Origin of the sequence: Neisseria zalophi (assembly GCF_008807015.1) — a bacterium.
In the GTDB taxonomy this organism is placed as follows: Bacteria; Pseudomonadota; Gammaproteobacteria; order Burkholderiales; family Neisseriaceae; genus Neisseria; species Neisseria zalophi.
Map to the genome: position 1 here is coordinate 380,937 of NZ_CP031700.1, position 26,450 is coordinate 407,386.

At 42.6% G+C, this 26,450-nt stretch carries 22 protein-coding genes, 1 tRNA gene and 1 pseudogene; 22 read left to right on the plus strand and 2 right to left on the minus strand.

The window, feature by feature from the left end; genetic code table 11:
• Window positions 1-51: 51 nt before the first annotated feature.
• From D0T92_RS01725 to D0T92_RS01825, 21 genes and pseudogenes are all read left to right on the plus strand, one after another.
• Window positions 52-630, plus strand: a pseudogene (locus D0T92_RS01725) (septal ring lytic transglycosylase RlpA family protein); the annotation flags it as partial.
• Between the two features lie 315 nt (window positions 631-945).
• Entirely contained in the window at window positions 946-1,527 is a 582-nt protein-coding gene (ruvA, locus tag D0T92_RS01730; RefSeq protein WP_151049642.1) for a Holliday junction branch migration protein RuvA, read from the plus strand.
• Window positions 1,528-1,739: 212 nt separating this feature from the next.
• Window positions 1,740-3,587 (plus strand): ABC transporter ATP-binding protein, encoded by a 1,848-nt coding sequence (locus tag D0T92_RS01735; protein ID WP_151049644.1) that lies wholly within the window; start codon window positions 1,740-1,742, stop codon window positions 3,585-3,587.
• 403 nt (window positions 3,588-3,990) lie between these two features.
• The gene (locus tag D0T92_RS01740) at window positions 3,991-4,359 is read left to right on the plus strand and encodes an NADH-quinone oxidoreductase subunit A (protein WP_151049646.1); all 369 of its coding nucleotides are present in this window, start codon (window positions 3,991-3,993) and stop codon (window positions 4,357-4,359) included.
• Complete coding sequence (locus D0T92_RS01745) at window positions 4,350-4,829, plus strand: NuoB/complex I 20 kDa subunit family protein (protein WP_151049648.1); 480 nt, start codon at window positions 4,350-4,352, stop codon at window positions 4,827-4,829. The genes D0T92_RS01740 and D0T92_RS01745 overlap by 10 nt, the downstream gene beginning before the upstream one ends.
• Before the next feature lie 10 nt (window positions 4,830-4,839).
• Window positions 4,840-5,427, plus strand: a complete 588-nt coding sequence (locus D0T92_RS01750; RefSeq protein ID WP_151049650.1) for an NADH-quinone oxidoreductase subunit C — start codon at window positions 4,840-4,842, stop codon at window positions 5,425-5,427.
• Complete coding sequence (gene nuoD, locus D0T92_RS01755; RefSeq protein ID WP_151049652.1) at window positions 5,420-6,676, plus strand: NADH dehydrogenase (quinone) subunit D; 1,257 nt, start codon at window positions 5,420-5,422, stop codon at window positions 6,674-6,676. The genes D0T92_RS01750 and nuoD overlap by 8 nt, the downstream gene beginning before the upstream one ends.
• Window positions 6,676-7,149 carry an NADH-quinone oxidoreductase subunit NuoE gene (gene nuoE / locus D0T92_RS01760; protein WP_151049654.1) on the plus strand — a complete coding sequence of 158 codons (474 nt, stop codon included), beginning with the start codon at window positions 6,676-6,678 and terminating at the stop codon, window positions 7,147-7,149. Before nuoD ends, nuoE begins: the two co-directional genes overlap by 1 nt.
• Before the next feature lie 246 nt (window positions 7,150-7,395).
• A complete protein-coding gene (gene nuoF / locus D0T92_RS01765) occupies window positions 7,396-8,691 on the plus strand; it encodes an NADH-quinone oxidoreductase subunit NuoF (RefSeq protein ID WP_151049656.1) in 1,296 nt (431 codons plus the stop codon).
• Window position 8,692: 1 nt separating this feature from the next.
• The gene (locus tag D0T92_RS01770; RefSeq protein ID WP_225315126.1) at window positions 8,693-8,986 is read left to right on the plus strand and encodes a hypothetical protein; all 294 of its coding nucleotides are present in this window, start codon (window positions 8,693-8,695) and stop codon (window positions 8,984-8,986) included.
• Between the two features lie 77 nt (window positions 8,987-9,063).
• Entirely contained in the window at window positions 9,064-11,322 is a 2,259-nt protein-coding gene (gene nuoG, locus D0T92_RS01775; RefSeq protein ID WP_151049658.1) for an NADH-quinone oxidoreductase subunit NuoG, read from the plus strand.
• Window positions 11,323-11,324: 2 nt separating this feature from the next.
• The gene (nuoH, locus tag D0T92_RS01780; protein ID WP_151049660.1) at window positions 11,325-12,401 is read left to right on the plus strand and encodes an NADH-quinone oxidoreductase subunit NuoH; all 1,077 of its coding nucleotides are present in this window, start codon (window positions 11,325-11,327) and stop codon (window positions 12,399-12,401) included.
• Window positions 12,402-12,560: 159 nt separating this feature from the next.
• Window positions 12,561-13,040: an NADH-quinone oxidoreductase subunit NuoI gene (gene nuoI / locus D0T92_RS01785; protein WP_151049662.1), complete on the plus strand. Its 480-nt coding sequence runs from the start codon at window positions 12,561-12,563 to the stop codon at window positions 13,038-13,040.
• A 12-nt stretch (window positions 13,041-13,052) separates the two neighbouring features.
• Window positions 13,053-13,715 carry an NADH-quinone oxidoreductase subunit J gene (locus D0T92_RS01790; RefSeq protein ID WP_151049664.1) on the plus strand — a complete coding sequence of 221 codons (663 nt, stop codon included), beginning with the start codon at window positions 13,053-13,055 and terminating at the stop codon, window positions 13,713-13,715.
• The gene (gene nuoK, locus D0T92_RS01795) at window positions 13,712-14,017 is read left to right on the plus strand and encodes an NADH-quinone oxidoreductase subunit NuoK (protein WP_151049666.1); all 306 of its coding nucleotides are present in this window, start codon (window positions 13,712-13,714) and stop codon (window positions 14,015-14,017) included. The genes D0T92_RS01790 and nuoK overlap by 4 nt, the downstream gene beginning before the upstream one ends.
• A gap of 11 nt (window positions 14,018-14,028) precedes the next feature.
• Window positions 14,029-16,044, plus strand: a complete 2,016-nt coding sequence (gene nuoL, locus D0T92_RS01800; RefSeq protein WP_151049668.1) for an NADH-quinone oxidoreductase subunit L — start codon at window positions 14,029-14,031, stop codon at window positions 16,042-16,044.
• Between the two features lie 305 nt (window positions 16,045-16,349).
• A complete protein-coding gene (locus D0T92_RS01805) occupies window positions 16,350-17,849 on the plus strand; it encodes an NADH-quinone oxidoreductase subunit M (RefSeq protein ID WP_151049670.1) in 1,500 nt (499 codons plus the stop codon).
• Between the two features lie 9 nt (window positions 17,850-17,858).
• A complete protein-coding gene (nuoN, locus tag D0T92_RS01810) occupies window positions 17,859-19,301 on the plus strand; it encodes an NADH-quinone oxidoreductase subunit NuoN (RefSeq protein ID WP_151049672.1) in 1,443 nt (480 codons plus the stop codon).
• A 236-nt stretch (window positions 19,302-19,537) separates the two neighbouring features.
• A complete protein-coding gene (locus tag D0T92_RS01815) occupies window positions 19,538-19,837 on the plus strand; it encodes a DUF2818 family protein (protein WP_151049673.1) in 300 nt (99 codons plus the stop codon).
• A gap of 25 nt (window positions 19,838-19,862) precedes the next feature.
• Window positions 19,863-20,990 (plus strand): glutamate 5-kinase, encoded by a 1,128-nt coding sequence (gene proB, locus D0T92_RS01820; RefSeq protein WP_151049675.1) that lies wholly within the window; start codon window positions 19,863-19,865, stop codon window positions 20,988-20,990.
• Between the two features lie 63 nt (window positions 20,991-21,053).
• Window positions 21,054-21,479 carry a hypothetical protein gene (locus tag D0T92_RS01825; protein WP_151049677.1) on the plus strand — a complete coding sequence of 142 codons (426 nt, stop codon included), beginning with the start codon at window positions 21,054-21,056 and terminating at the stop codon, window positions 21,477-21,479.
• An 87-nt stretch (window positions 21,480-21,566) separates the two neighbouring features.
• Here D0T92_RS01825 and D0T92_RS01830 read toward each other — a convergent pair.
• Window positions 21,567-21,642, minus strand: a tRNA-Lys gene (locus D0T92_RS01830).
• 69 nt (window positions 21,643-21,711) lie between these two features.
• The gene (gene pilC, locus D0T92_RS01835; RefSeq protein ID WP_151049679.1) at window positions 21,712-24,882 is read right to left on the minus strand and encodes a PilC family type IV pilus tip adhesin; all 3,171 of its coding nucleotides are present in this window, start codon (window positions 24,880-24,882) and stop codon (window positions 21,712-21,714) included.
• 423 nt (window positions 24,883-25,305) lie between these two features.
• Here pilC and carA point away from each other — a divergent pair, with 423 nt between their 5' ends.
• Window positions 25,306-26,439, plus strand: a complete 1,134-nt coding sequence (gene carA / locus D0T92_RS01840) for a glutamine-hydrolyzing carbamoyl-phosphate synthase small subunit (protein ID WP_151049681.1) — start codon at window positions 25,306-25,308, stop codon at window positions 26,437-26,439.
• The last annotated feature ends 11 nt before the right edge of the window (window positions 26,440-26,450 follow it).

A 26,450-nucleotide genomic window follows, 5' to 3' on the forward strand; every position in this document is an offset into this window, starting at 1 on the left:
GACCTTGTTGAACAAGGCATCGCATGTTTAACTCAAGAATTGGAATTCGTTTTGACACAAACCAAACATACTTTATTTTCAGGAATATTTGCTGCTACTGCGTTAGGACTGCTTTTTAGTGGTCAGGCAAATGCTGATGCAATCGTGAAAGTTGAAAAACTCAACCGGGCGGCAAATATGAGTTATAAAGTTGCCGGTAAACGTTATACTCCGCGTAAGAAAGTTTCTTCATTCAGCCAAGTAGGCAGGGCATCATGGTACGGCAAGCAGTTTCATGGCCGTAAAACTTCCAGTGGTGAGCGTTATGATATGAATGAGATGACCGCTGCACATAAAACACTGCCTATCCCCAGCTATGCACGGGTAACCAATTTGCAGAATGGTAAAAGTGTAGTTGTACGTATTAACGATCGCGGCCCATTTCATGGCAAGCGTGTTGTAGACGTTTCAAAGGCTGCTGCTAAAAGATTAGGCTTTATGCATACGGGTACAGCAAAAGTGCGTGTTGAACAGATTGTGCCGGAAAAACGTGCTGAAAATGCGGTTCAAAATAAAGCCCGCACTATCCATGTTAATGGTTCACAAAACACATCGGTGAAAGCAGACACACAAGCTCGTTTGCAACAATCCGGTGGGCATTTAAAGCTTGCTAAACTCTCAGCAGTATTTTAAATCTATTTTTTCAGACGGCCTGTATTGATACAGGTCGTTTTTATTTATTTTAGATAGATATTAAAAATTATTGGTGTATTTGCTTTAGGCGAAGAAACTGAGTAATAAACAGCCGCTATACGGGGTGCTTGTTATTAAGGTTCTTCGCTATAATTCGTTTGGTTGTATAGGCATGAAGGCTGAGAAATTTAAGCCGTCTGAAAAAGATATTGGGAGTAATATCAAATTAAAAATCATATATTTATGATTTATGGTGAGTTTTGAAAGAAATTTATGATAAGCAGATTAACCGGCAAACTGGTTGAAAAGACCCCGCCACAGGTGGTTGTTGATGTGAATGGCGTAGCATACGAAGCAGATGTATCCATGCAAACTTTTTATGTGTTACCCCCTTTGAATGAAACCGTGCAGCTTTATACTCAGTTGGTGGTACGTGAAGATGCGCATTTATTATTTGGTTTTGCCACGGCCGGTGAGCGTGCCACATTTAGACAGTTGGTAAAAGTGAGCGGTATCGGTGCCAAAACGGCTTTGGGTATTTTATCGGCCATGAATACGGAAGAGCTTGCCCAGGCGGTTGCTCGGGAAGATATTAAACGGTTGTCGTCTGCTCCCGGTATTGGTAAAAAAACAGCTGAACGAATGGTTTTAGAGTTGCGTGGAAAGTTGATGCCGGAAGGTGTAACCGATATGCCGTTAAATGTTGGGGAAGAGGAGGCTGTCGATGATATTGTCAGTACCTTATTGGCACTGGGCTATAACGAACGGGAGGCTAAAGCAGCGGTTAAAGGTATTCCTGCGGGAACGGATGTTGGTGAAGGTGTTCGGCTGGCTTTAAAAAATCTATTGAAATAAGCTTTTCAGACGGCCTGAGAATAGTATTAAGCTATAAGCATGGTTTAGATTGATAAAACTTATGGCTATATTGTTAATAAAAATATATTGGATTTTTTGATTTCACATATTGCGATAGATGATCTGCTAGAGGCCGTCTGAAAAGTCATTTTTTTCGTGCCTTATCCTACACAATTTGTTATTTCAGACTATCAATAATAAGGGTACGCCCTATGATACACAAAATTTTTAGTTGGTTTGAGTCACGTATTGATCCTTATCCGGCAATGCCACCCAAAACACCAGAAAAAGGATGGCTGCGTTTTGTTTGGAGTTGTACGGAAGGTGTTCGTTGGTGGATTGTCGGTTTGGCGCTGTTAACAGCCGGAACCGGTATTATGGAGGCCATGCTGTTTCAGTTTATGGGGCAGATTATTGATTGGCTCGGACAGTACACCCCGCAAACGCTATGGAGCGAAAAAGGTGTTTGGCTGTTGGCGATGGCAGGGCTGATGGTATTTGCTATATTTTGGCATTTTCTTCAAACCGCTGTGCAATTACAAACGCTGCAAGGCGTATTTCCTATGCGCTTGCGTTGGAATTTTCACCGTCTGATGTTGGGTCAGAGTCTTGGGTTTTATCAAGACGAATTTGCTGGAAGAGTATCGGCTAAAGTTATGCAAACGGCACTGGCCATACGTGATACGGTGATGACATTGGCTGAGATGGTGGTTTATGTTTTCGTGTATTTTACGACCTCAGGGATTATATTGTCAGTGTTGGATGGTTGGTTGCTGGTGCCGTTTATTTGTTGGATTATTGTTTTTACCGCAACAATGGCGATATTGATTCCGAAATTATCAAAAACAGCCCAGCGCCAGGCTGATGCCCGTTCATTGATGTCGGGCCGGATTACGGATACTTATTCTAATATTGCCACAGTGAAATTATTTTCCCATGGTGCGCGCGAAGCCGGCTATGCCAAACAGTCTATGCAGGAATTTTTGGCTACGGTGCATGCACAAATGCGGTTAGGCAATACTCTGCGTACTTGTAACTTTATTATTAATACCAGTTTAACCTTGTCAACTGCGGCAATGGGTATTGTGTTGTGGCATTATGGACAGGTAGGTGTAGGTGCGATAGCTACCGCTACGGCTATGGCGCTACGTATTAACGGATTATCACAATATATTATGTGGGAAGCTTCACGTCTGTTTGAGAATATTGGTACGGTTAACGACGGCATGGAAACGCTTTCCAAACCACATACAATTATTGATAAACCAAAAGCGTTACCACTAAAAGTAGCTCATGGTGAAATCCGTTTCGAACACGTAGATTTTTCTTATGACTCAAATAAGCCATTATTAAATGGCTTTAATCTGACTGTTAAAGCCGGTGAGAAAGTTGGCTTGATTGGCCGTTCTGGTGCGGGAAAATCGACAATTGTTAATTTATTGCTAAGGTTTTATGAACCGCAAAGCGGCCGTATTACCATTGACGGGCAAGATATTGCCGATATAACTCAAGAAAGCCTGCGTGCACAAATCGGGCTGGTAACTCAAGATACCAGCCTGCTGCACCGTTCGGTGCGGGAAAATATTGTTTATGGACGCCCCAGTGCAACGGATGAAGAAATGATATCGGCCGCCCATCGTGCGGAAGCTGCCGATTTTATTCCTAATCTTTCCGATGCAAAAGGCCGTACAGGCTATGATGCGCATGTTGGTGAGCGTGGTGTTAAGCTTTCAGGTGGTCAAAGGCAGCGTATTGCCATTGCACGGGTAATGTTGAAAGATGCCCCAATTCTATTGCTTGACGAGGCAACCAGTGCGCTAGATTCCGAAGTAGAAGTGGCTATTCAAGAAAGCCTCGATAAGATGATGGAACGAAAAACCGTTATTGCTATTGCCCACCGTTTATCAACAATTGCGGCGATGGATAGGTTGATCGTGCTTGATAAAGGTCGTATTGTCGAAGAGGGCAGTCATGCTGAACTATTGGAGAAAAACGGTTTATACGCCAAATTATGGTCGCATCAAAGCGGTGGTTTTTTGAATAGCGATAAAAGCCTGTGAGTTTTTAAATGATATATTATTTATAATGGGTGTGGTTATTTGAGGCCGTCTGAAGCTTTTCAGGCGGCCTCAAATTATTTTTGAATTTCAATTAGCTAATCAATGTATCAATCAAGTTTTTATTATTTAAAAAAGCAGAGGCAAGCAAGCATTTTTTATTGGTATTTGTAAAAAATGCTATTTTGTAAAATAGAGTTGGATTTTTTTAACAAAGTAGCAAACTGAATTACTAATAACAGTTTTCATTAAATATCAATTAATGATAATCGTTATCGAAAATTGCTTGAAATTATTAGCTTTTTCTAACATTTTTTTGACACTTCAACTTTAAAACAACTTAGAAATTAGATACAATTCAAAAGTATTTTCTAGCATTTTATGTTAACAACTTAGGTGCAAACTCATGTTGGCAAGCTATCTTCCCGTATTAATCTTTCTACTCATCGGTTTGGCCGCCGGTATATTGTTTCTGATCTTAGGAAATGTACTGGGTCCAAAACACCACTATGCCGAAAAAGATGCACCGTTTGAGTGTGGTTTTGAAGCATTTGAAAACGCGCGTATGAAATTTGATGTGCGTTACTATTTGGTGGCGATATTATTTATCCTCTTCGACTTGGAAGTGGCATTTATGATTCCTTGGGCGGTAGTGTTTAAAGACCTGATGGTTACTCATGGACAGTTTGCATTTTGGTCTATGTTTGTGTTTGTCGTGGTTCTCACGGTAGGCTTTATCTACGAATGGAAAAAAGGTGCGCTGGAATGGGAATAGAAGGCGTTTTAAATAAAGGCTTCGTAACCGCCAGTGCGGATACGGTGTTGAATTATGTGCGTACCGGTTCCTTGTGGCCGGTAACGTTCGGTTTGGCCTGTTGTGCGGTAGAGATGATGCAGGCAGGTGCGGCGCGTTACGATTTGGACCGCTTCGGTATTATTTTCCGCCCCTCTCCACGCCAATCCGACTTAATGATTGTAGCAGGCACTTTGTGTAACAAAATGGCGCCTGCTTTAAGACGTGTATATGATCAAATGGCCGAGCCGCGTTGGGTTTTGTCAATGGGTTCGTGTGCCAATGGCGGCGGATATTATCACTACTCTTATTCTGTTGTACGCGGTTGTGACCGCATTGTGCCGGTAGACGTTTACGTACCCGGCTGTCCGCCGACTGCTGAAGCCCTTATTTATGGATTGATTCAGCTGCAAGGTAAAATCAAACGTACTTATACGATTGCCCGTAATTAGGAGAATTGAGATGCATGTAAAAGATTTGTATCCGGTTGTCCAAAATATCTTGGGCGATAAAGCCGATAAAGTGACTTTGGCTTTAGATGAAATAACCGTAGAATGTCGCGCCGAACATTATTTCGAAATCATGAAAACCCTGCGTGATAATGAGCAGACACATTTCGAATCATTGGTTGATTTGTGTGGCGTGGATTACAGCACGTATAAAAACGAGCCTTGGGAAGGTAAGCGTTTTGCCGTTGTCAGCCAATTGGTTTCCGTAAAGAATAATCAGCGTATCCGTGTTCGTGTTTGGGCGGCTGATGATGATTTCCCAGTAGTCGATTCTGTTGTTGAAATCTACAACAGTGCCGATTGGTATGAGCGTGAGGCATTTGACTTATTCGGCATTATGTTCAACAACCATCCCGATTTGCGCCGTATTCTCACCGACTATGGTTTTGTCGGTCATCCTTTCCGTAAAGATTTCCCGATTTCAGGCTATGTCGAAATGCGTTACGACGAAGCCGAGAAACGCGTTATTTACCAACCCGTAACCATCGAGCCGCGCGAAATTACACCGCGCATCGTCCGCGAGGAGAATTACGGTGGCTAATAAATTAAGAAACTACACTATTAACTTCGGCCCTCAACACCCTGCTGCACACGGTGTGTTGCGTATGATTCTTGAGCTGGAAGGCGAAACAATTGTCCGAGCCGACCCTCATATCGGCTTACTGCACCGTGGTACCGAAAAGCTGGCCGAAACCCGTACTTATTTGCAGGCTTTACCTTATATGGATCGTTTAGACTACGTTTCCATGATGGTTAATGAGCAGGCGTATTGTTTGGCGGTAGAAAAGCTAGTCGGTATCGAAGTGCCGGAACGCGCCCGTTATATTCGTGTGATGTTTGCCGAAGTTACCCGTATTTTGAATCACTTAATGGGTATCGGATCGCATGCATTGGATATCGGCGCAATGACCGTATTCTTATATGCATTCCGTGAGCGTGAAGAGCTGATGGATCTATATGAAGCCGTTTCCGGAGCGCGGATGCATGCGGCGTATTTCCGTCCGGGCGGCGTGTATCGTGATTTACCTGACTTTATGCCTAAATATGAGTCAAGCAAATTCCGTAATGCTAAAGTGCTGAAAAAACTGAATGAAGCGCGTGAAGGTACTATGCTTGATTTTATCGAAGCATTTACCGATCGTTTCCCTGCTTGTGTGGATGAATATGAAAGTCTGCTAACCGATAATCGTATCTGGAAACAGCGTACTGTCGGCATTGGCGTGGTTTCTCCGGAACGTGCTTTGCAAAAAGGCTTTACCGGTGTGATGTTGCGTGGTTCCGGTATTGAGTGGGATATCCGCAAAAAAGCCCCTTATGATGCTTATGCCAATGTTGAGTTCGATATTCCTGTCGGACTGAATGGCGATTGTTATGACCGCTATTTGTGCCGTATTAATGAAATGCGTGAATCAAACCGCATTATCAAACAATGCGTGCAATGGCTAAAAGCCAATCCTGGTCCGGTTATTGTTGAAAACCATAAAGTCGCTCCGCCCAAACGTACTGAAATGAAAATGGGTATGGAAGACTTAATTCACCACTTCAAATTGTTTACTGAAGGCATGCACGTGCCGGAAGGTGAAACCTATACAGCCGTCGAGCACCCGAAAGGCGAGTTCGGCATTTATATGATTTCAGACGGCGCAAATAAACCTTACCGCCTGAAAATACGCGCACCCGGCTTTGCACACCTGCAGGGCATGGACGAAATGGCACGCGGCCACATGTTGGCAGACGTTGTTGCCATTATTGGTACGCAAGACATCGTATTCGGGGAGGTAGACCGATAATGTTATCCGCTGAATCTTTAAAAAGAATTGATAGAGAGTTGGCCAAGTATCCGGCTGATCAACGCCGTTCCGCTATTATGGCTGCATTGCGTATTGCTCAAGAAGAAAAACATTGGCTTTCTGCCGAGATAATTGAGTTTGTCGCCAACTATGTCGGTATTGCTCCTGCTGCCGCTTATGAAGTAGCCACTTTCTATAATATGTATGATTTACATCCAGTAGGCAAATATAAGCTTACAGTATGTACTAATCTGCCTTGTGCTTTGCGCGGTGGTGTTAGTGCCGCAGAGTATTTGCAGAAAAAACTCGGCATCGGTTTTGGCGAAACCACTTCAGACGGCCTTTATACTTTAGTTGAAGGTGAGTGTATGGGTGCTTGTGGCGATGCGCCTGTTATGTTGGTGAATAATCATAAAATGTGTAGTTTTATGACTGAAGAAGCTATTGAGAAAAAATTGGCAGAACTGAATTAACGGGATAGGGTACTGTCAGGGTTTATAGAAAATCGATTAAGTATAAAGTGCTGTGTTTGGGAAAGTGTATCGGCTTGTGGCGGACAAAAGCGGTTGTATATATTTGCTAAAAATAATGAAGCCGTCTGAAAACCATACATCTTTCGTACACTAAATATTGAGCACTGTTAAACCGTTTTCTGTTATTAAAAACTTCTTATTGATATTCTTAGATTAAAAAGTTAAAGAAATAGTTAGGGTAAGCACATGGCTATCTACCAATCAGGTGTCATCTTCGAAAATGTTGATACACATACTCCGGACTGCTGGACGCTCGCGGCCTACCAAGAACGTGGCGGCTACCAAGCCTTGCGTAAAATCCTCACTGAAAAAATGTCGCAAGACGACGTAATTTCAGAAGTTAAAACATCCGGTCTGCGCGGACGCGGAGGTGCGGGCTTCCCTACTGGTTTGAAATGGAGCTTTATGCCCCGTTCTTTCCCCGGCGCCAAATATGTAGTCTGCAATACGGATGAAGGCGAGCCTGGTACATTCAAAGACCGCGATATTATCAACTTCAATCCGCATGCTTTGATTGAAGGTATGATTATTGCCGGTTATGCCATGGGCGCCAAAGCTGGATATAACTATATTCATGGTGAAATATTCGAAGGCTACGAACGGTTTGAAAAAGCACTGGATGAGGCGCGTCAGGCTGGCTTCTTAGGTGAAAATATTATGGGCACCGATTTCAGCTTCGATTTGTTTGCAGCCCATGGGTATGGTGCCTATATTTGTGGCGAGGAAACCGCATTATTGGAATCGTTGGAAGGTAAAAAAGGCCAACCCCGTTTCAAACCGCCTTTCCCTGCTTCATACGGTTTATATGGCAAACCGACTACGATTAACAATACCGAAACTTTTGCTTCCGTACCGTTTATTATTCGCGACGGTGGACAAGCATTTGCCGATAAAGGTATTGAAAATGCCGGCGGCACTAAATTGTTTTCTATTTCTGGTCATGTAGAGCGTCCCGGTAACTATGAAGTACCGTTGGGTACTCCGTTTGCTAAATTGTTAGAAATGGCCGGCGGTATGAAAGACGGTAAAAAAATTAAAGCCGTTATCCCCGGTGGTTCGTCTGCGCCTGTGTTGCCCGGTGATGTCATGATGACTTTGAATATGGATTATGACTCTATTTCTAAAGCAGGCTCTATGCTTGGATCTGGTGCGATTATCGTGATGGATGAAGATGTATGCATGGTTAAAGCATTGGAACGCCTGAGCTATTTTTATCATGAAGAATCTTGCGGCCAATGTACGCCTTGTCGTGAAGGTACTGGTTGGTTGTATCGTATCGTGCACCGTATCGCTACCGGTAAAGGCCGCCCTGAAGATTTGGAATTATTGGAATCTGTCGGTAACAATATGGCAGGACGTACGATTTGTGCATTAGCCGATGCGGCGGTATTCCCTGTACGTAGCTTTACCAAGCATTTCAGACATGAGTTTGAACACTATATTGAACACGGTGGACCGGCTAAAGCGCATAAGTGGTGTTAATTTGGAAGAAATAAATAACCAATTAGAACAGCAGTTGCTTGATGCTCATAGATTTGCTTATCACAATGGCAAAATGCTCAAGCAAACACAAATATGTGGCTGCTTTTACTGTCAAAAAATTTTTTCATCAAGTGAGTTACAGGTAGAAGATTTTATACCGGAACAAGATGGTGAAGAAACTGTATGGTGTCCTTATTGTGGGATTGACAGTGTAATTGGTGAGCAAAGTGGTTATGCACTTACTCCTGAATTTTTAGCAAGAATGAATCAATATTGGTTTTACAGTAAAGATTAACACGATATTGCAGGCAGTATGACAGCGTGTCTGAACTTAAAAATTTTTAAATAAATCCGTAACTAGGAACATTAACCATGTTACAAATCGAAATTGATGGTAAACAGATCGAAGTGAGGCAGGGTGCGACCGTCATGGAAGCGGCGCACGAGCTGGGTACTTATATTCCGCATTTCTGCTATCACAAAAAACTATCTATTGCCGCTAACTGCCGCATGTGTTTGGTAGAAGTGGAGAAAGCGCCAAAACCCTTACCGGCTTGTGCAACACCGGTAACAGATGGGATGATCGTTCATACCCATTCCCCGAAAGCCAAACAGGCACAAGAAGGGGTGATGGAGTTCTTGTTGATAAACCACCCGTTAGATTGTCCGATTTGCGACCAAGGCGGTGAGTGTCAGTTACAGGACTTGGCTGTTGGTTATGGTAAATCTTCCAGCCGTTATCAAGAAGAAAAACGCTCTGTTGTTGGTAAAAATATGGGCCCGTTGGTTTCTGCGGAAGAAATGAGCCGCTGCATCCACTGCACCCGTTGTGTACGTTTTACCGAAGAAATTGCCGGTGTTCAGGAAATTGCCATGGCGAACCGTGGTGAGTTTTCTGAGATTATGCCGTTTATTGGTAAAGCGGTAGAGACTGAATTGTCTGGTAATGTGATTGATCTTTGTCCGGTTGGCGCTTTAACAAGCAAACCGTTCCGTTATGATGCCCGTTCTTGGGAACTTTCCCGTCGTAAATCTATTTCTGCTCATGATGCTTTAGGCAGTAATTTAATTGTACAAACCAAAGAACACACCGTCCGTCGCGTACTGCCATTGGAAAATGAAAGTATTAATGAGTGCTGGATTGCCGACCGTGATCGCTTTGCCTATGAAGGTTTATATCACGAGAGCCGTCTGAAAAATCCGAAAATCAAACATGGCGGCGAATGGCACGATGTTGATTGGCCGACTGCATTGGAGTATGTGCGTAAAACTTTAGATTGTATTCAGAAAGAAGATAGTAAAGATGCTGTCGGTATTTGGGCGAACCCCATGAATACTGTTGAAGAACTGTATTTAGCTAAAAAATTGGCCGATGGATTAGGTATTCAACACTTTGATACCCGTTTGCAACAGCAAGACAACCGCCTTGCCGGCACTTTAAAAGGTGCGCAATGGCTTGGTCAGAGTATTGAAGATTTGGGTCGCGCAGATGCCATATTGGTTGTGGGTGCAAACTTGCGTAAAGAGCAACCTTTGTTGACAGCCCGTTTGCGCCATGCGGCTAAAACCGATGCCCAAATCAGCATTATTGCCAGCAGCAAAGAAGAACTGTATATGCCTCTGCTTGCACATGAAACTGTGCATCCTGCCGAATGGGCAGGCCGTCTGAAAGCAGTTGCCCAAGATTTGGAAAATGGTATTGCTGCCAGCCTGAAAAATGCTGAAAAAGCCGCTATTGTGCTGGGTGCCGAAGTACAAAACCACCCTGATTATGCTGCGATTTATGCTGCTGCCCAAGATTTGGCAGCGGCTACCGGTGCTGCATTTGGTATCTTGCCTCAAGCGGCAAACAGTGTAGGTGCCGATATTTTGGCTGTAAATAGTGGTAATACTGTTCAAGAAATGCTGGCACAACCCAAGAAAGCAGTATTGTTAATGAACGTAGAGCCTGAAATTGATGTGGCTCGTGGTGGAAAAGCTGTTGCGGCACTGAAGCAGGCGCAAAGTGTGATGGCATTTACACCTTTTGAAAGCGAAACATTGCGTGAAGTATGCGATGTGATGCTTCCGATCGCTCCGTTTACGGAAACTTCCGGTAGCTTTATCAATATGGAAGGTCGTTTGCAGTCATTCCACGGGGTTGTAAAAGGTTTTGCCGATTCACGTCCGCTTTGGAAAGTACTCCGTGTATTAGGGAATGTATTTGAATTACCGGGCTTTGAATATGACAGCAGTGAGCAAGTTTTAAAAGAAGCGGTTAATAAAGATACTTTGGCTGAAAAATTAAACAATCAAACCACTTGGCAAGGTGAGTCTGTTCAGACTGCTTCAGGTTTGATTCGTGTCGGTGGTGTAGGCATTTATCATTCCGATGCTATTGTTCGTCGCTCTGCGCCACTTCAAGCGACAAGTCATGCCCAAGCGCCGGTTGCGCGCCTGCATCCCGCTACATTGGCTGAGTTGGGCTTGGAAGAGGGAGCTATCGTAAAAGCAGGGCAGGGTATGGATTCCATTCGTGTGACTGTTGAAGCAGATGCTTATTTACCTGAAAAAGTGGTGCATTTGCCATTGCATACTGAAAATGCAATGTTGGGTGCGTTGATGGACAGCATTGAATTGGGGAGGGCTTAATCATGCAGGAGTGGTTCCAAGCCTTATTTGCCACCCAACTCGGTATGGGTGATATCGGCAGCAATATCGGATTGGTGATATCGATTATTGTAAAAATCGTACTTATCCTGATCCCGTTGATTCTGACCGTAGCTTATCTGACCTATTTCGAACGTAAAGTTATCGGTTATATGCAATTGCGTGTCGGCCCGAACGTAACCGGTCCGTTCGGTTTGATTCAACCGTTTGCCGATGTATTAAAATTATTATTTAAAGAAGTAACTCGGCCGAAATTATCGAATAAAGCTTTATTCTATATTGGTCCGATGATGTCTTTGATGCCGGCATTTGCAGCTTGGGCTGTAATTCCGTTTTCAGATGAGTGGCTGCTAACCAATGTTGATGCAGGATTGCTGTATATTTTAATGATTACATCATTGTCGGTTTATGGGGTAATTATTGCCGGTTGGGCATCAAACTCGAAATATTCGTTCCTCGGTGCGATGCGTTCTTCTGCCCAAACCATTTCTTATGAAATTGCTATGGGCGCAGCTTTAGTATGCGTTGTGATGGTTTCCGGTAGTATGAACTTTAATGAAATCGTTGCCGCACAAGCCAAAGGCATTGCAGGTGGTTCGATTTTCTCTTGGAACTGGTTTGCGTTATTCCCGGTATTTATTGTTTATCTGATTTCTGCGGTAGCGGAAACCAACCGTGCTCCGTTTGACGTAGCTGAGGGTGAGTCTGAAATCGTTGCCGGTTTCCATGTTGAATATTCCGGTTTCGCATTCGCCTTGTTCTTCTTGGCCGAATATATTTTCATGATTTTAATTGGTGCTTTGACATCTATTATGTTCTTGGGAGGTTGGTTGTCTCCGTTCCCACAAAGTTGGGGTTTTATCGGCGCACCAAGTGCATTCTGGATGTTTGCCAAAATGGCCTTTATTCTCTATGGCTATTTATGGATTCGTGCCACTTTCCCACGTTACCGTTACGACCAGATTATGCGTTTGGGTTGGAAGGTGTTGATTCCCGTAACATTTGTATGCATTGTGCTGCTTGGTTTATGGATGATTTCACCATTGAGTCTGTGGAAGTAAATCAAGCTGTTTGATCGTAGAAAAATAGAAACGCCCGGTATAACAATTAGGTGTAATAAACAACGGGCTTTCAGGTTATTAGGGCAAAGTTGCTCAATAGCCTGAAGATAAAAGAAATTTGATAAACCATAACCATCATCCCCCAAGAGAGGGTTAACAATGGCTAATTTAGTAAAAACTTTTCTGCTTGGTGAATTAGTAAAAGGTATGGGTGTAACGCTCAAAAACTTTTTCGCCCGCAAAGAAACAATCATGTTCCCCGAAGAAAAAACACCGCAATCGGTACGTTTCAGGGGGTTGCATGCGCAGCGTCGTTATCCTAACGGAGAAGAGCGTTGTATTGCTTGTAAATTGTGTGAGGCGGTTTGTCCGGCTTTGGCAATTAATATCGAATCCGAACAGCGTGAAGACGGAACCCGTAGAACCACTCGTTATGATATTGATTTAACGAAGTGTATTTTCTGCGGTTTCTGCGAAGAAGCCTGTCCGACGGATGCAATTGTAGAAACCCATATTTTGGAATATCACGGTGAGAAACGTGGTGACTTGTACTATACCAAACCAATGCTGCTGGCAATTGGCGATAAATACGAAAGTGAAATCGCCAAGCGCAAAGCGGCAGATGCACCATACCGTTAAAGGAGCAGGAATATGACTTTTTCTCTGATTATGTTCTATGTTCTTGCTGCCATCATTTTATTTGGCGCGGTAAAAACAGTTACTGCTAAAAACCCTGTACACGCTTCTTTATATTTGGTGTTGACTTTCTGTATGTCATCCATGATGTGGATGCTGATGCAAGCTGAGTTTTTAGGCATCACTTTGGTTGTCGTGTATGTGGGTGCGGTCATGGTGTTGTTCCTGTTTGTGGTGATGATGCTGAATATCGATATAGAAGAAATGCGAGCAGGTTTCTGGCGTAACGCGCCTGTTGCCTTTGTTGTCGGTGTATTGATGGCTGTTGTGTTAATTATGATTTTAATTGCACCCGATACCAATCTTGCAGCATTTGGCCCGATGAAAGATATTCCTGCGGATTACAGCAATGTGCGTGATTTAGGCCATCAAATCTATACAACTTATTTATTGCCTTTTGAATTGGCTGCTGTTTTGCTGGTTTTGGGTATGGTTGCTGCTATTGCATTGGTACACCGTAAAACGGTTAATCCAAAATATATTAATCCTGCCGATCAGGTTCGGGTAAATGCTAAAGAAGGCCGTATGCGTATGGTGAAAATGGATGCAGTGATACAGAAGCCGTCTGAAAGTGCTGAAGAAACTTCCGAAAGTCCGAAAGAGGAGGGCAAGGCATGATTACGATTACACATTATTTGGTACTTGCCGCTTTACTGTTCGGCATCAGCGCCATGGGCATTTTTATGAACCGTAAAAATGTACTGGTTTTATTAATGTCGATTGAATTGATGTTGCTTGCGGTTAATTTTAATTTTATTGCATTCTCACAATATTTAGGTGATACGGCCGGTCAGATTTTTGTCTTTTTTGTGTTAACGGTGGCTGCGGCAGAATCAGCGATTGGTTTGGCGATTATGGTGTTGGTGTTCCGTAACCGTAATACGATTAACGTTGTCGATTTGAACAAACTGAAAGGTTAAGCGGAGAAATTATGAGTGATATGAGTTTATATCTGGCCATTGCCCTGCTTCCGTTAGCAGGTTCGCTGCTGGCCGGTTTGTTCGGCAATATCATTGGTCGGGCGGGTGCACATACTATTACTATTTTGGGTGTAGCAATCTCTGCCATTCTGTCAGGATATGTATTGTGGGGCTTTATTGACGGTACACGAGCTCAATTTGATGAAAATGCCTATACATGGTTGACTATGGGTGGTATTGAGTTTTCAGTCGGATTCTTGATTGATACTCTAAGCGCCATGATGATGGTTGTGATTACCAGCGTTTCTTTGTTGGTACATATTTATACCATCGGCTATATGCATGATGAGGAAGTCGGATACCAACGTTTTTTCAGCTACATCTCATTGTTTACGTTTTCTATGTTGATGTTGGTGATGAGCAATAATTTCATCCAACTCTTTTTCGGCTGGGAGGCCGTGGGTTTGGTGTCTTATCTGCTGATTGGTTTCTATTTCAAACGTGAAAGTGCTATTTTTGCCAATTTAAAAGCTTTTTTAGCCAATCGTGTCGGTGACTTTGGTTTTATTTTAGGCATTGGTTTGGTATTAGCTTATTTCGGTGGTAGCTTACGTTATCAAGATGTATTTGCCTATCTGCCTAATGTGGTGGGTATGCAGATTTTTGGTACAGATTTGATTACAGTCACTTGCTTGTTGTTATTTGTGGGTGCTATGGGTAAGTCTGCACAATTTCCCTTGCATGTGTGGTTGCCCGACTCAATGGAAGGTCCTACGCCTATTTCTGCATTGATCCACGCAGCAACAATGGTAACAGCTGGTTTGTTTATGGTGTCTCGTATGTCACCAATTTATGAGCTTTCAACAACTGCGTTAAGTGTGATTATGGTAATCGGAGCAATTACAGCGTTGTTTATGGGCTTTTTGGGTACTATTCAGAACGATATCAAACGCGTTGTTGCCTATTCGACTCTCTCTCAATTGGGGTATATGACTGTTGCTTTAGGCGTGTCTGCTTATTCAATTGCGATGTTTCATGTGATGACGCATGCGTTTTTTAAAGCGTTGTTGTTCTTGGCAGCTGGTAGTGTGATTATCGGTATGCACCATGATCAGGATATGCGTCATATGGGCAATATAAAAAAATATATGCCTATTACTTGGATAACCATGTTAATTGGTAATTTGTCTTTGATTGGAACACCTTTATTTTCTGGTTTCTATTCTAAAGATTCAATTATTGAAGCTGTACAATTGAGTCATTTACCGGGTAGTGGCTTTGCTTATTTTGCAGTATTGGCAAGTGTATTCGTAACAGCATTTTATGCGTTCCGCCAATATTTCATGGTTTTCCATGGTAAGGAAAAATGGCGTGAATTACCTGAGCACCACGATGATCATCATGATGAAGGACATCATCATGGTTTAGGTAAAAATGATAACCCTCATGAAAGCCCATTAGTGGTAATTATTCCATTGATTTTATTGGCTATTCCTTCAGCTGTTATCGGTTATATTGCTATTGAACCAATGTTGTATGGTGATTTCTTTAAAGGCGTGATCCATGTTAATAATGAAATTCATCCTGTGATGGAGCACATGAAAGAAGAGTTTCATGGTCCGTTAGCAATGTTGTCACATAGTTTACATTCTCCTGTGCTTTATTTGGCAATAGCCGGTGTGTTTTCTGCTTGGGTTCTTTATATTAAAGCACCTCATTTGCCGGCAAAAATTGCTTCTACATTCAGCCCGATTTATAAATTACTGGATAATAAATATTACTTAGATATTATTTATTACAATGTTTTTGCAAAAGGTAGCCGTGCATTAGGTACTTTCTTCTGGAAAGTAGGTGATACTGCTATTATTGACAACGGCATTGTGAATGGTTCTGCAAAATTAGTTGGTGCTGTTGCCGCTCAAGTTCGTAAAATGCAGACAGGGTTTATTTATACTTATGCCGCATTTATGGTATTTGGTGTTTTAGTACTTATTGTGGCATTTTTCTGGAATTTATGGTTTCAGTAATACTGGTGCCGTCTGAAAGTAATTTATTTGGGTTAATGAAGTATAGAAATCCTTAAATATAATAATGAGAGATAGTATGGCTAAAAGATTCGATGACATTCTGGTCTTTTATCCATATTACTCGGATTATTTAAAATTTCATTGAATAGTATTTGATAAAAATATTGATAAGTGAAGATTAATATCGGTTTTATTCAGACAAACCATTTGAGAAAAATACAGTTTCCGCAGATTCGGAATAAAGCTGAAAATGCAGCATCTTTGATAACAACAAATTTTTATTTGATAAACCACAGGCTATGACTATGTTTTTCAACAACCTACTCAGCTTGGCAATATGGATGCCGATTATTGCCGGTGTGCTGGTGCTGGCAACGGGATCGGACAATCGGGCCCTTTTGGCACGCATACTTGCCCTTATCGGTTCGCTGGCCGGATTTTTAGTAACACTACCTTTGTTTACAGGGTTTGATCGTTTAAACGGCGGCTATCAGTTTACCGAGTTCCATCAATGGATTCCTGCATTAAATATTAATTATGCATTAGGTGTGGATGGTATATCCGTGTTATTTATCATACTTAATGCCTTTATTACTTTAATGGTAGTGCTTGCAGGTTGGGAAGTGATACAAAAGCGTGTAGCACAATATATGGCCTGCTTCTTAATTATGTCGGGTCTGATTAACGGCGCATTTGCTGCCCAAGATGCTATTCTGTTTTATGTGTTTTTTGAAGGTATGTTAATTCCGTTGTATTTGATTATCGGTATGTGGGGTGGGCCACGCCGTGTTTATGCATCGGTTAAATTATTCTTATATACCTTATTAGGTTCTCTGTTGATGCTGGTAGGCATGGTGTATTTATCTTATCAAGCAGAAGGTAGTTTTTCGATTGTAGATTTCCAAAATCTGAAACAGATTCCACTTGGTATTCAACAACTATTGTTTATCGGGTTCTTCTTATCTTTTGCCGTAAAAGTACCGATGTGGCCGGTACATACATGGTTACCGGATGCGCACGTTGAAGCCCCGACAGGTGGTTCTATGGTTTTGGCTGCTATTACCTTAAAAATCGGTGCATATGGTTTCTTACGTTTTATTTTACCAATACTACCTGATGCAGCACGTTATTTTGCCCCTGTCATTATTGTGTTGAGTTTGATTGCTGTAATTTATATCGGTATGGTTGCTTTGGTACAAACCGATATGAAAAAGCTGGTAGCGTATTCTTCAATCAGCCATATGGGCTTTGTAACATTAGGTATGTTTTTATTTTTAGATGGGCAATTGAATGACTGGGCTTTAAAAGGTGCCATTATTCAGATGATTTCACATGGTTTTGTTTCTGCCGCAATGTTTATGTGTATTGGTGTTATGTATGATCGCCTACATACACGTGAAATTTCAGAATATGGTGGTGTTGTGAATGTCATGCCTAAATTTGCTGCTTTTATGATGTTGTTTGGTATGGCTAATGCCGGGTTGCCTGCTACCTCAGGTTTCGTCGGTGAGTTTATGGTTATTATGGGTGGTATTGAAGTAAATTTCTGGGTAGGTGCTTTAGCAGCCATCACATTAATTTATGGTGCGTCTTATACGTTATGGATGTATAAGCGGGTCATCTTCGGTGAAATTAAAAATCCTGAAGTTCAAAAAATGCAAGATGTTAATGGACGTGAATTTTTAATTTTAACTATTTTGGCAGTATGTGTTTTGGGCATGGGTTTGTATCCGAATATGTTTATTGAAGTTGTCCATCAGGCTGCTAATGACTTAATTAGCCAAGTGGCACAAAGTAAGATTTGAGGTGTGTGAATGAACTGGACAGATTTAAATTTAATCCCTGCCATGCCTGAAATCGTATTGCTTTCGGCATTAGGTATTGTATTGTTAGTAGATTTATGGGTGAAAGATGAGAATCGTTATATTACCCATATTTTAAGCCTGCTTTCTTTAGTGGCAGCTACAGCGGCTCAAATAAACGTGTGGACTACTCAAAGTATTTCTACTTTTAGCGGTATGTATATTGCAGACGGTATGTCACAGTTATCTAAACTGGTAATGTATGCTGTCATATTTGCTATTTTTATTTACAGTAAGCCCTATAACCAGGATCGCAATATTTTCAAAGGCGAGTTTTATACTTTGTCATTTTTTGCCTTGATTGGTATGAGTGTGATGGTAAGTGCAGGGCATTTTCTAACAGCTTATATCGGCTTGGAGCTGCTTTCTCTTTCACTTTATGCCATGATCGCTTTACGTAGAGATTCGGCAAAAGCAGCTGAAGCAGCTTTAAAGTATTTTGTATTGGGTGCATTGGCATCTGGGTTGCTGCTATATGGTATTTCAATGGTTTATGGGGCAACAGGTTCTTTAGAGTTTGCGACTGTATTGGCAACCGACTATGAGGGTCAGGCTCAAAGTTGGTTATTAAAACTTGGTTTGATTTTTATTGTGGTTGCAGTTGCATTTAAATTAGGTGCTGTACCGTTTCATATGTGGGTGCCGGATGTTTATCAAGGTGCGCCAACCTCAGTTGCCGCATTTGTTGGTACAGTTCCTAAAATCGCTGCAGTTATTTTTACTTTCCGCCTGTTAGTTACTGCATTGGGAACGGTACGTCAGGACTGGACACAAATGCTGGCTATTTTAGCCGTTGCTTCTTTAGTCATCGGTAATTTGGCCGCTATTATGCAAACCAATATCAAGCGTATGTTTGCTTATTCTACTATTTCACATATGGGCTTTATTTTATTGGCATTTATGGGTGAGATATTAGGGTTTACTGCCGGTTTGTATTATGCCATTACTTATGTGATTATGAGTTTAGTCGGCTTTGGCGTGTTGATGTTGCTGTCAAACGAATCATTCGAATGCGAAGAAATTCAAGATTTGGCCGGCTTGAATCAAAGAAATGCGTGGTATGCATTTTTAATGATGCTTGCGTTATTCTCGATGGCAGGTATTCCGCCGTTGATGGGTTTTTATGCTAAATTTGTCGTGATTAAAGCATTGCTGGCTCAAGGCCTCGTTGGATTATCGGTATTTGCGGTAATAATGAGTCTGATCGGTGCGTTCTACTACCTGCGTGTCGTTAAAGTCATCTACTTTGATCAGGCTACCAACGACAGATCTATTGGAAGCAATATTACAGCTAAAGTATTTTTATCTGTGAATGCCGTTTTATTATTGGTTTGGGGTGTATTGCCTCAAAGCGTTATGGATTGGTGTTTAAAAGCATTGGAACGAACCTTTTAATTTTGATTTAACGATAAAGGGTTAGTGTTTAAACGGCAGCCTGAAAGCTGCCGTTTTTGTTAATATGATATTTTGTGTATAGATAGATTATTTTTTCAGATAAATCTGTTTTATTGGCTGTCCCAAATAAGCTGCTTGAAAAATTACAGTAGTTTGCAAAATATTAAAAAATACTTTTAATTATTTCATCTTAATGACTTTATTATGATTTAAGGCCATCTGAAAAGGTTTGATATATGACTTCCCCAATGTATATTCTATTATTGTTGGCCTTTATTTTTGCCAATGCTCCATTTTTGACACAACGGCTATTGGGTATTTTTAAGCTGAAACATAAACATATCGGGCATCATTTATTTGAATTGTTTGTGGGCTTTTGTATTACAGCAGCGTTGGCATGGTTGCTTGAATCAAGAGCAGGTATTGTGCATCATCAGGATTGGGAGTTTTATGTTGTTACTATCTGTCTCTATCTGATTTTTGCTTTTCCGGCTTTTGTATGGCGTTATTTTTGGAGTGGCCGTAATAAAGAATAGAGCCGTCTGAAAAAGGATGAATAGTATGAATAAAAAAGGACGCACCTTAAATAATGCAAAATTAATTGTAGTAAAGGTTGGTTCCAGTTTGGTTACCTCTGAGGGGCGTGGTATAGATCAGGCCGCTTTAAACCAGTGGGCAACACAAATTGCACAGTTACAAAAAAACGGTATTGATGTTGTTTTTGTATCCAGCGGGGCGATTGCCGAAGGTATCAAGCGTTTAGGTTGGCCGAAACGGCCAACGGCTTTAAATGAATTACAGGCCGCGGCAGCCGTCGGACAGATGGGGTTGGCGCAGGCTTATGAAACGGCATTTCATCCACATAATATCCATACTGCTCAAATTTTGCTCACCCATGAAGATTTAAGTAACCGTACTCGTTATCTCAATGCGCGCAGCACATTGCGCATGTTGCTTTCCAAAGGCATTGTACCGATTATCAATGAAAATGATACGGTAACCATTGATGAGATCAAGTTGGGCGACAATGATACCTTAGGAGCACTGGTTACCAATTTGGTTGATGCCGATATTCTGATTATTTTGACCGACCAAAAAGGTTTATATGATAGTGATCCGCGTAAAAACCCTCGGGCGCAGTTTATCAATTGTATTGAAGCAGAGCATCCGGAACTAGAGAAAATGGCGGGAGGGGCTGGTAGTGGTGTTGGCACAGGAGGTATGTATACTAAAGTTAGGGCTGCCAAACGGGCGGCATTGAGTGGCGCTTCTACTGTAGTGGCTTCCGGTCATGAAGAAAATATTTTAGTCCGCTTGATGAATGGTGAGCAAATTGGCACTTTATTTACCAGCAGTCATAGTCGGGTGGCGGCACGCAAGCAATGGTTGCTTGGGCATGTTCAACAGGCTGGTAGCATCATAGTTGATGAGGGCGCTGAAAACGCATTAATTCAAGGTCATCGAAGTTTGTTGCCGGTTGGTTGTGTGCGGGTAGACGGGCATTTTCACCGTGGTGAATTGGTTGCAGTTTTGAATACTGAAGGCAAGGAGATTGCCAGAGGATTAGTAAATTATAGTAGTGGGGAAATCAGTAAAATTTTACGCATACCATCGGAATATATTGCTGATAAGCTCGGTTATGTGAACGAACCGGAATTGATACACCGGGATAATATGGCACATTGGTAATATAAATTCTGGCCGTCTGAAATATATTTTCAGACGGCCAGAATAATATACAAGGAAATAAAAATGATGACATTGACCACACTGGTTATTGCAGGCGCCTTTATGGTAGTGGCTATTCTTGCGGCGATTTTTGTTCCTCATCCGATTACATGGATAGCTTCCTTAATATTAGGAGGGTTGTTTTTCTTTGTTTTATTACCAAAATATAAAGGGCAACAGCAAGCTGTCATGCAAGGAGTAGAGATTCAGGCTACGGTACAGGAAGTACGCACATGGAGCCGAAAAAAGGGGGATGATTATATAAACCGATACGAAGTTATTGCTACGGCACATAACCCGGAAACAGCCGAAATTGTCCGTTTTGTCAGCCCGCCAATGGAACAAAATCCCGAGCCTTATTTGAGCGAATATATTACCGTTAAGGTAGATTGGTCAAACCCGAATGCTTATGTGATGGATTTGTCATTTTTACCTTTTGCCATACCGTAAAAGAAAAATCCTGTTGGCCTTTAATGAAGTTTATTGGGAAATAAAAATAGTAAAAAGCCTAAACACATGGTTTAGGCTTTTTAAATTTGGTGGGTCGTGAAGGATTCGAACCTTCGACCAACGGATTAAAAGTCCGCTGCTCTACCAGCTGAGCTAACGACCCTGAAGAATGGCGAATAATATAAAACTTATATTCGTCTGTCAATCCCAAACTTAATATTTTCTTAGCAAACTAGAAAATTTCACGCCAGCTGATACGGCGGATAATACAGTTTCTACCTTGCACTGCCGGTGATTCGCCGGTATTCAGTACTAAGAACCGGTTAGCTTGTTTGGCAAAACATTGGTTTTTAGGTACGGCGCCCGGGCCATTTTTGTGCATATCTGTACCATTTCCACCACTGTCGCCATCTAAAGTCACCGCACTGTCGGTAAGGCGTTGTAAGGGGTCGACATAAGAGAAGTTTACAATACCACCTTTCTTTTGGCCGTTGGCATAATAATGATCGAGAAGAACTGGGCGTTGGATAAAGTCTATATGCGCATCAGTACGTTTTAAGCCACCGCCTGTTTCGGCATTAACTGCCAATATCCAACTGTTGGCTTCTGTTGATACTTCGGTTGTTTCCGGCAGGCACACATCTCCGGCATTGGTTTTTTTCTCGGAAGATGAATAGATTCGGGTGCTGAGTACGGCAGTTCGGAGAATCATGGTTGGTTTGATAACAACACGTTCTCCATCATTTTCACCCAAACTGATTTTCCAACCTTTATGATTGGAGCGGATAAGGTTATTGCTTAAGAAGCGGAATGATTGACCGTCTACATCTTGAGTAGTGAACGTTTGCTCTAATAAATCATCTGTTGTTGCCGGTTGTTCTTCAGATGCATTTTCGTTGTAAGTTAAATCTTCGAAAACACCATATACGGCCTGTCTGTTTCTGTTATTTAAATCGGATTGATACATATCACTACCGGTGCCGAATATCACCACATATTTATTAACCCCGCGGCGTGAAACGGCTGGGGCGGCAGTAATCGGTTGCGTGCTGGTGCCGGTAAAAATACGGGTCACTTTCCAGCTATTGGGTTTGCCGCGTAAGTCAAAGCGATACATATTACCGCCGTAATCGCCTGCATAAGCAATATCGACAATGCCGTCGAAATCCATATCGAGCAGCGTGGGGCTGGATAAGCCACCGACACCGTTAGGCACATTAATTTTTTGAATGACTGTGCCGGCAGCAGCACCGGTTTTCACACCTGTTGATGCTTCCTGACCGAGTAGGTCATAAACATACAAAGCGGTTTCATTCAGGCTGTCGTTAATATCCTGACGGCGGTATCCGCTGCCCATAAATGCGGCATAACGCACATTTTCATTGGTGTTGACGGTTTCATCTGGATTGCGTTGGATAGAAACACGGCCAATTTGAGGTGTACCTACGGTATAGCCTAATGTATTGTTTCTGCCTTTTTCAGTTTCAAATAGAGGAACTTGACTATCCCAAACACTGGAGTTGCTGTTTAGGCCGACGGCTGTACCATTTTTATCTTTACCACCGACTTGTAAAGCGTAGGCACCGCGTCCGCCTTGTCCCATCGCACCGAACATAACTACTTGACGGTATTGGTTGGTTTCAGCATCGGTGCCTGTATTCGTATTGGCCGTACGGCGTACAACAAAACCACCATTAACCATATAACGGTGGGGGTGCTCGGTACCATATCCTTGAATGGCCACTTCTTTTAATGTTTTGCCAAGAGTTTCGCCACCATTTCCCGCATCACGTTCCATTGCTGCAGGGATATAGCTGAGTTTCAGCTCATAAGGATGGTTGTTCATGTTGGAACGTTGGAACAGATGTACCATGCCATCATTGGCAGCGGTAACTAAAAACTCCTGTCGGCCTTTATTGCCGCCGGTATCACCAATGGTCGCGATACCGCTATCCAGAATATCACCTAAGTCACGTTTACCTTGTACTGGGTTTCCTTCTGAATCTAAGTTGCGGTCACGGTATGTTTGGCTATATGGGGCGGTTTCCGATTCACTTTTAATAGCAGCATCATTTTTGGTATTGCTGCGGATGGTCCATGGCATTAACGCAGCTTGCCATTCGTTCGGTTTGGCTGCGGGGAGACCGAAGAAATCATTGCTGCCATATTTGTTGAAATCATCCGCCCAGAAAACACCTTGTCCGTTATTAATCAGTGTCTTACGGTTGCCGAAATAGGGCAGTTGGTATGAGGTGCTGATGGTGCGGTCGGCATTGATATTGTAGAAGCGTAGTTGGCTGCTCCAATATTGAGGATCCAACTGTACGGTAACCGCCGTATCAGGCACATTATCATTGCCGCTATTGCCGGTAATCGCCGGAGCGGATGTGCCGACACCTTCTTCTGCTTGGTTTAGGTTTTGGTTTTCAATGCTGTTGAAAATACCTTGGAATGCTTCAATTAAGCCATCTTCATTCAATGCATTATAAAAATAGCCCTGTTGGCTGGCACCTTTTTCAAGATACTTTCGCCCATCCGGTGACAGGCCACTGCCAAATCCGACTGTGTAAGTTTCAATAATCTGTTGGGCATACCGGCTTCTTCCGTTGCTGTCTCTAGGGTCGGCAGGGTCTCCGTTCCAGCTTTTCCCTGTGCGGTCGGTGCCAGTTGTTTTAAAGTCCCGATTGGCAAGAATATGGCTGAAAAATCTTAAACCGGATGGTTCATTGTTATTATCGCGATCCCAAAAGGTATGGTAGGAATTTACACCACCAACGCACTGACCGGGAACGTTGCGTGTGTTGCCAAAGTATGGGTCGTCAGGATTGAAGGTTTGTCGTGCATTACGGTCACAGCTCAGATTCGCATCACCATCTGATAGAACTACAATATAGTTTTTTTGGCAGCGGTATTGTGTATTGTCCCTTACTGTTTTTGAAATCTCATAATAGCGGGGTGTTGTCGGAGTGCCGCCTCCAGGGTTAATTCTATCTATATGGTTGAGGATGACATTGTAGTCGTCAGTATAGCCTTGTAGATCAACATTACTGTTATTGTTTAAGGTTTTGAAGCCCCAATTGATTTGGTCGGTATATTTATTGACAACAGTTTTGAGCGCATCTCGAGTAATCTGCATTCTTGATTTTAACCTGTTGTTTGCATTAGGGTATACCCCGTCTTTTTCTGGAACCCATTGCATACTGCCCGAGTCATCAATAAATAACATGACATTGGGTTTGACTTGTCCGGCACCACCGGAAATAGTAGTTTGTTTTTGAAGATACAGCGGGGTATCGGCGAATTGGGCAGCTGAACTGCCGGTTGCCAATAGTGGGAATGCGGCAAAAAGACTGTAAATAATCGGACGCACGGGTGTGCGCAGGCGGAGTGATGTTTTTTTCATAATGTGCCGTCTTTCATTTTTAGCGCTGTTTATAGACAGCGGCATATCATTATTGTTGGAAATCGTAACGATTTTAGCATATCTGTTTGGTATGGCTTATTAGTTTGTATCATCAAGATTTTATTCGGCAGTGGTTTTGGCAAAAATGAAACAATATCTACCGTTGTTATGTGATGGAGTAAGTGGTCATCCCAAAGAACAGGGTTACTGCCTCTTTTCTTGAGTTTCGGCCTTTTTTGGCTTAGAATACATTGCTTGTGTGGCATAGCGTTATACCCTGAAAAAGCACGTAACACAGTTTACCGACAAGCTGTGCGGCGTGTTTTTTTTTAGCCGGATACTTTAGGCCGTCTGAAAAATTATTTTTGCTGCTATGCTTTTCAGACGGCTTGCTTACAAAATCAAATCTTACAGGAAATCATCATGACGACCCCCGCAATTCTTGTTCTCGCCGACGGCAGTGTGTTTCACGGTATTTCTATCGGCTATGAAGGCCGAACTTCCGGAGAAGTAGTATTCAATACCTCAATGACAGGATATCAGGAAATTCTGACTGATCCTTCTTACCGCAAGCAGATTGTGACGCTGACTTACCCCCATATCGGCAATACCGGTACCAACGGTGAAGACGTAGAAAGTAAAGAAGTGCATGCGGCCGGTTTGATTATTCGTGACTTGCCGATTTTGCACAGCAATTTCCGCAGCGAAGAAAGCCTGCAAGATTATTTGGTGCGCAACAAAACCGTTGCCATTGCCGATATTGACACCCGTCGTTTGACCCGTATTTTGCGTGATAAAGGTGCGCAAGCAGGGGCGATTCTGACTGGGGAGGATGCTACCGAAGACAAAGCGCATGAATTGATTGCCGCTTTCGGCAGCATGGTAGGCAAAGATTTGGCGCAGGAAGTGACTTGTGAGCAATCTTATGAGTGGACGGAGGGCGAGTGGCATTTGGGTGAAGGTTTCAAACAGCCTGCTACCCAGCCTTATCATGTTGTTGCCTATGATTTTGGTGTGAAAACCAATATTTTGCGGATGTTGGCCGAGCGTGGTTGCCGTTTAACCGTTGTGCCGGCGAAAACGCCTGCCGAAGATGTGTTGGCAATGAATCCTGATGGTGTATTTTTATCCAATGGCCCCGGCGATCCCGAGCCATGCGATTACGCCATTACTGCCGTGAAAACTTTATTGGAAAGTAAAAAACCATTATTCGGCATTTGCTTGGGGCATCAATTATTGGGCTTGGCTGTAGGCGGTAAAACCCGCAAGATGGCATTCGGCCATCATGGTGCCAACCATCCGGTACAGGATTTAGACAGTAAAAAAGTGATGATTACCAGTCAAAACCATGGTTTTGAAGTGGATGCCGACAGCCTGCCGGATTATGTGAAAGTGACCCACCGTTCGCTGTTCGACGGTTCTTTACAAGGCATCGAGTTAACCGACCGTGCCGCTTTCAGTTTCCAAGGCCACCCCGAAGCCAGCCCCGGCCCGCATGATGTGGCTTATCTGTTTGATAAGTTTATCGACAATATCAAAGCTGCTAAGGCCGTCTGAAACCAATAAAG

What these genes read in the sequence shown, in the direction of transcription:
- ruvA (WP_151049642.1), top strand. Translation starts at nt 946, where the DNA reads ATGATAAGCAGATTAACCGGCAAACTGGTTGAAAAGACCCCGCCACAG.
- D0T92_RS01735 (WP_151049644.1), top strand. Translation starts at nt 1,740, where the DNA reads ATGATACACAAAATTTTTAGTTGGTTTGAGTCACGTATTGATCCTTAT.
- D0T92_RS01740 (WP_151049646.1), top strand. Translation starts at nt 3,991, where the DNA reads ATGTTGGCAAGCTATCTTCCCGTATTAATCTTTCTACTCATCGGTTTG.
- D0T92_RS01745 (WP_151049648.1), top strand. Translation starts at nt 4,350, where the DNA reads ATGGGAATAGAAGGCGTTTTAAATAAAGGCTTCGTAACCGCCAGTGCG.
- D0T92_RS01750 (WP_151049650.1), top strand. Translation starts at nt 4,840, where the DNA reads ATGCATGTAAAAGATTTGTATCCGGTTGTCCAAAATATCTTGGGCGAT.
- nuoE (WP_151049654.1), top strand. Translation starts at nt 6,676, where the DNA reads ATGTTATCCGCTGAATCTTTAAAAAGAATTGATAGAGAGTTGGCCAAG.
- nuoF (WP_151049656.1), top strand. Translation starts at nt 7,396, where the DNA reads ATGGCTATCTACCAATCAGGTGTCATCTTCGAAAATGTTGATACACAT.
- nuoG (WP_151049658.1), top strand. Translation starts at nt 9,064, where the DNA reads ATGTTACAAATCGAAATTGATGGTAAACAGATCGAAGTGAGGCAGGGT.
- nuoH (WP_151049660.1), top strand. Translation starts at nt 11,325, where the DNA reads ATGCAGGAGTGGTTCCAAGCCTTATTTGCCACCCAACTCGGTATGGGT.
- nuoI (WP_151049662.1), top strand. Translation starts at nt 12,561, where the DNA reads ATGGCTAATTTAGTAAAAACTTTTCTGCTTGGTGAATTAGTAAAAGGT.
- D0T92_RS01790 (WP_151049664.1), top strand. Translation starts at nt 13,053, where the DNA reads ATGACTTTTTCTCTGATTATGTTCTATGTTCTTGCTGCCATCATTTTA.
- nuoK (WP_151049666.1), top strand. Translation starts at nt 13,712, where the DNA reads ATGATTACGATTACACATTATTTGGTACTTGCCGCTTTACTGTTCGGC.
- nuoL (WP_151049668.1), top strand. Translation starts at nt 14,029, where the DNA reads ATGAGTGATATGAGTTTATATCTGGCCATTGCCCTGCTTCCGTTAGCA.
- D0T92_RS01805 (WP_151049670.1), top strand. Translation starts at nt 16,350, where the DNA reads ATGTTTTTCAACAACCTACTCAGCTTGGCAATATGGATGCCGATTATT.
- nuoN (WP_151049672.1), top strand. Translation starts at nt 17,859, where the DNA reads ATGAACTGGACAGATTTAAATTTAATCCCTGCCATGCCTGAAATCGTA.
- D0T92_RS01815 (WP_151049673.1), top strand. Translation starts at nt 19,538, where the DNA reads ATGACTTCCCCAATGTATATTCTATTATTGTTGGCCTTTATTTTTGCC.
- proB (WP_151049675.1), top strand. Translation starts at nt 19,863, where the DNA reads ATGAATAAAAAAGGACGCACCTTAAATAATGCAAAATTAATTGTAGTA.
- D0T92_RS01825 (WP_151049677.1), top strand. Translation starts at nt 21,054, where the DNA reads ATGATGACATTGACCACACTGGTTATTGCAGGCGCCTTTATGGTAGTG.
- pilC (WP_151049679.1), bottom strand. Translation starts at nt 24,882, where the DNA reads ATGAAAAAAACATCACTCCGCCTGCGCACACCCGTGCGTCCGATTATT.
- carA (WP_151049681.1), top strand. Translation starts at nt 25,306, where the DNA reads ATGACGACCCCCGCAATTCTTGTTCTCGCCGACGGCAGTGTGTTTCAC.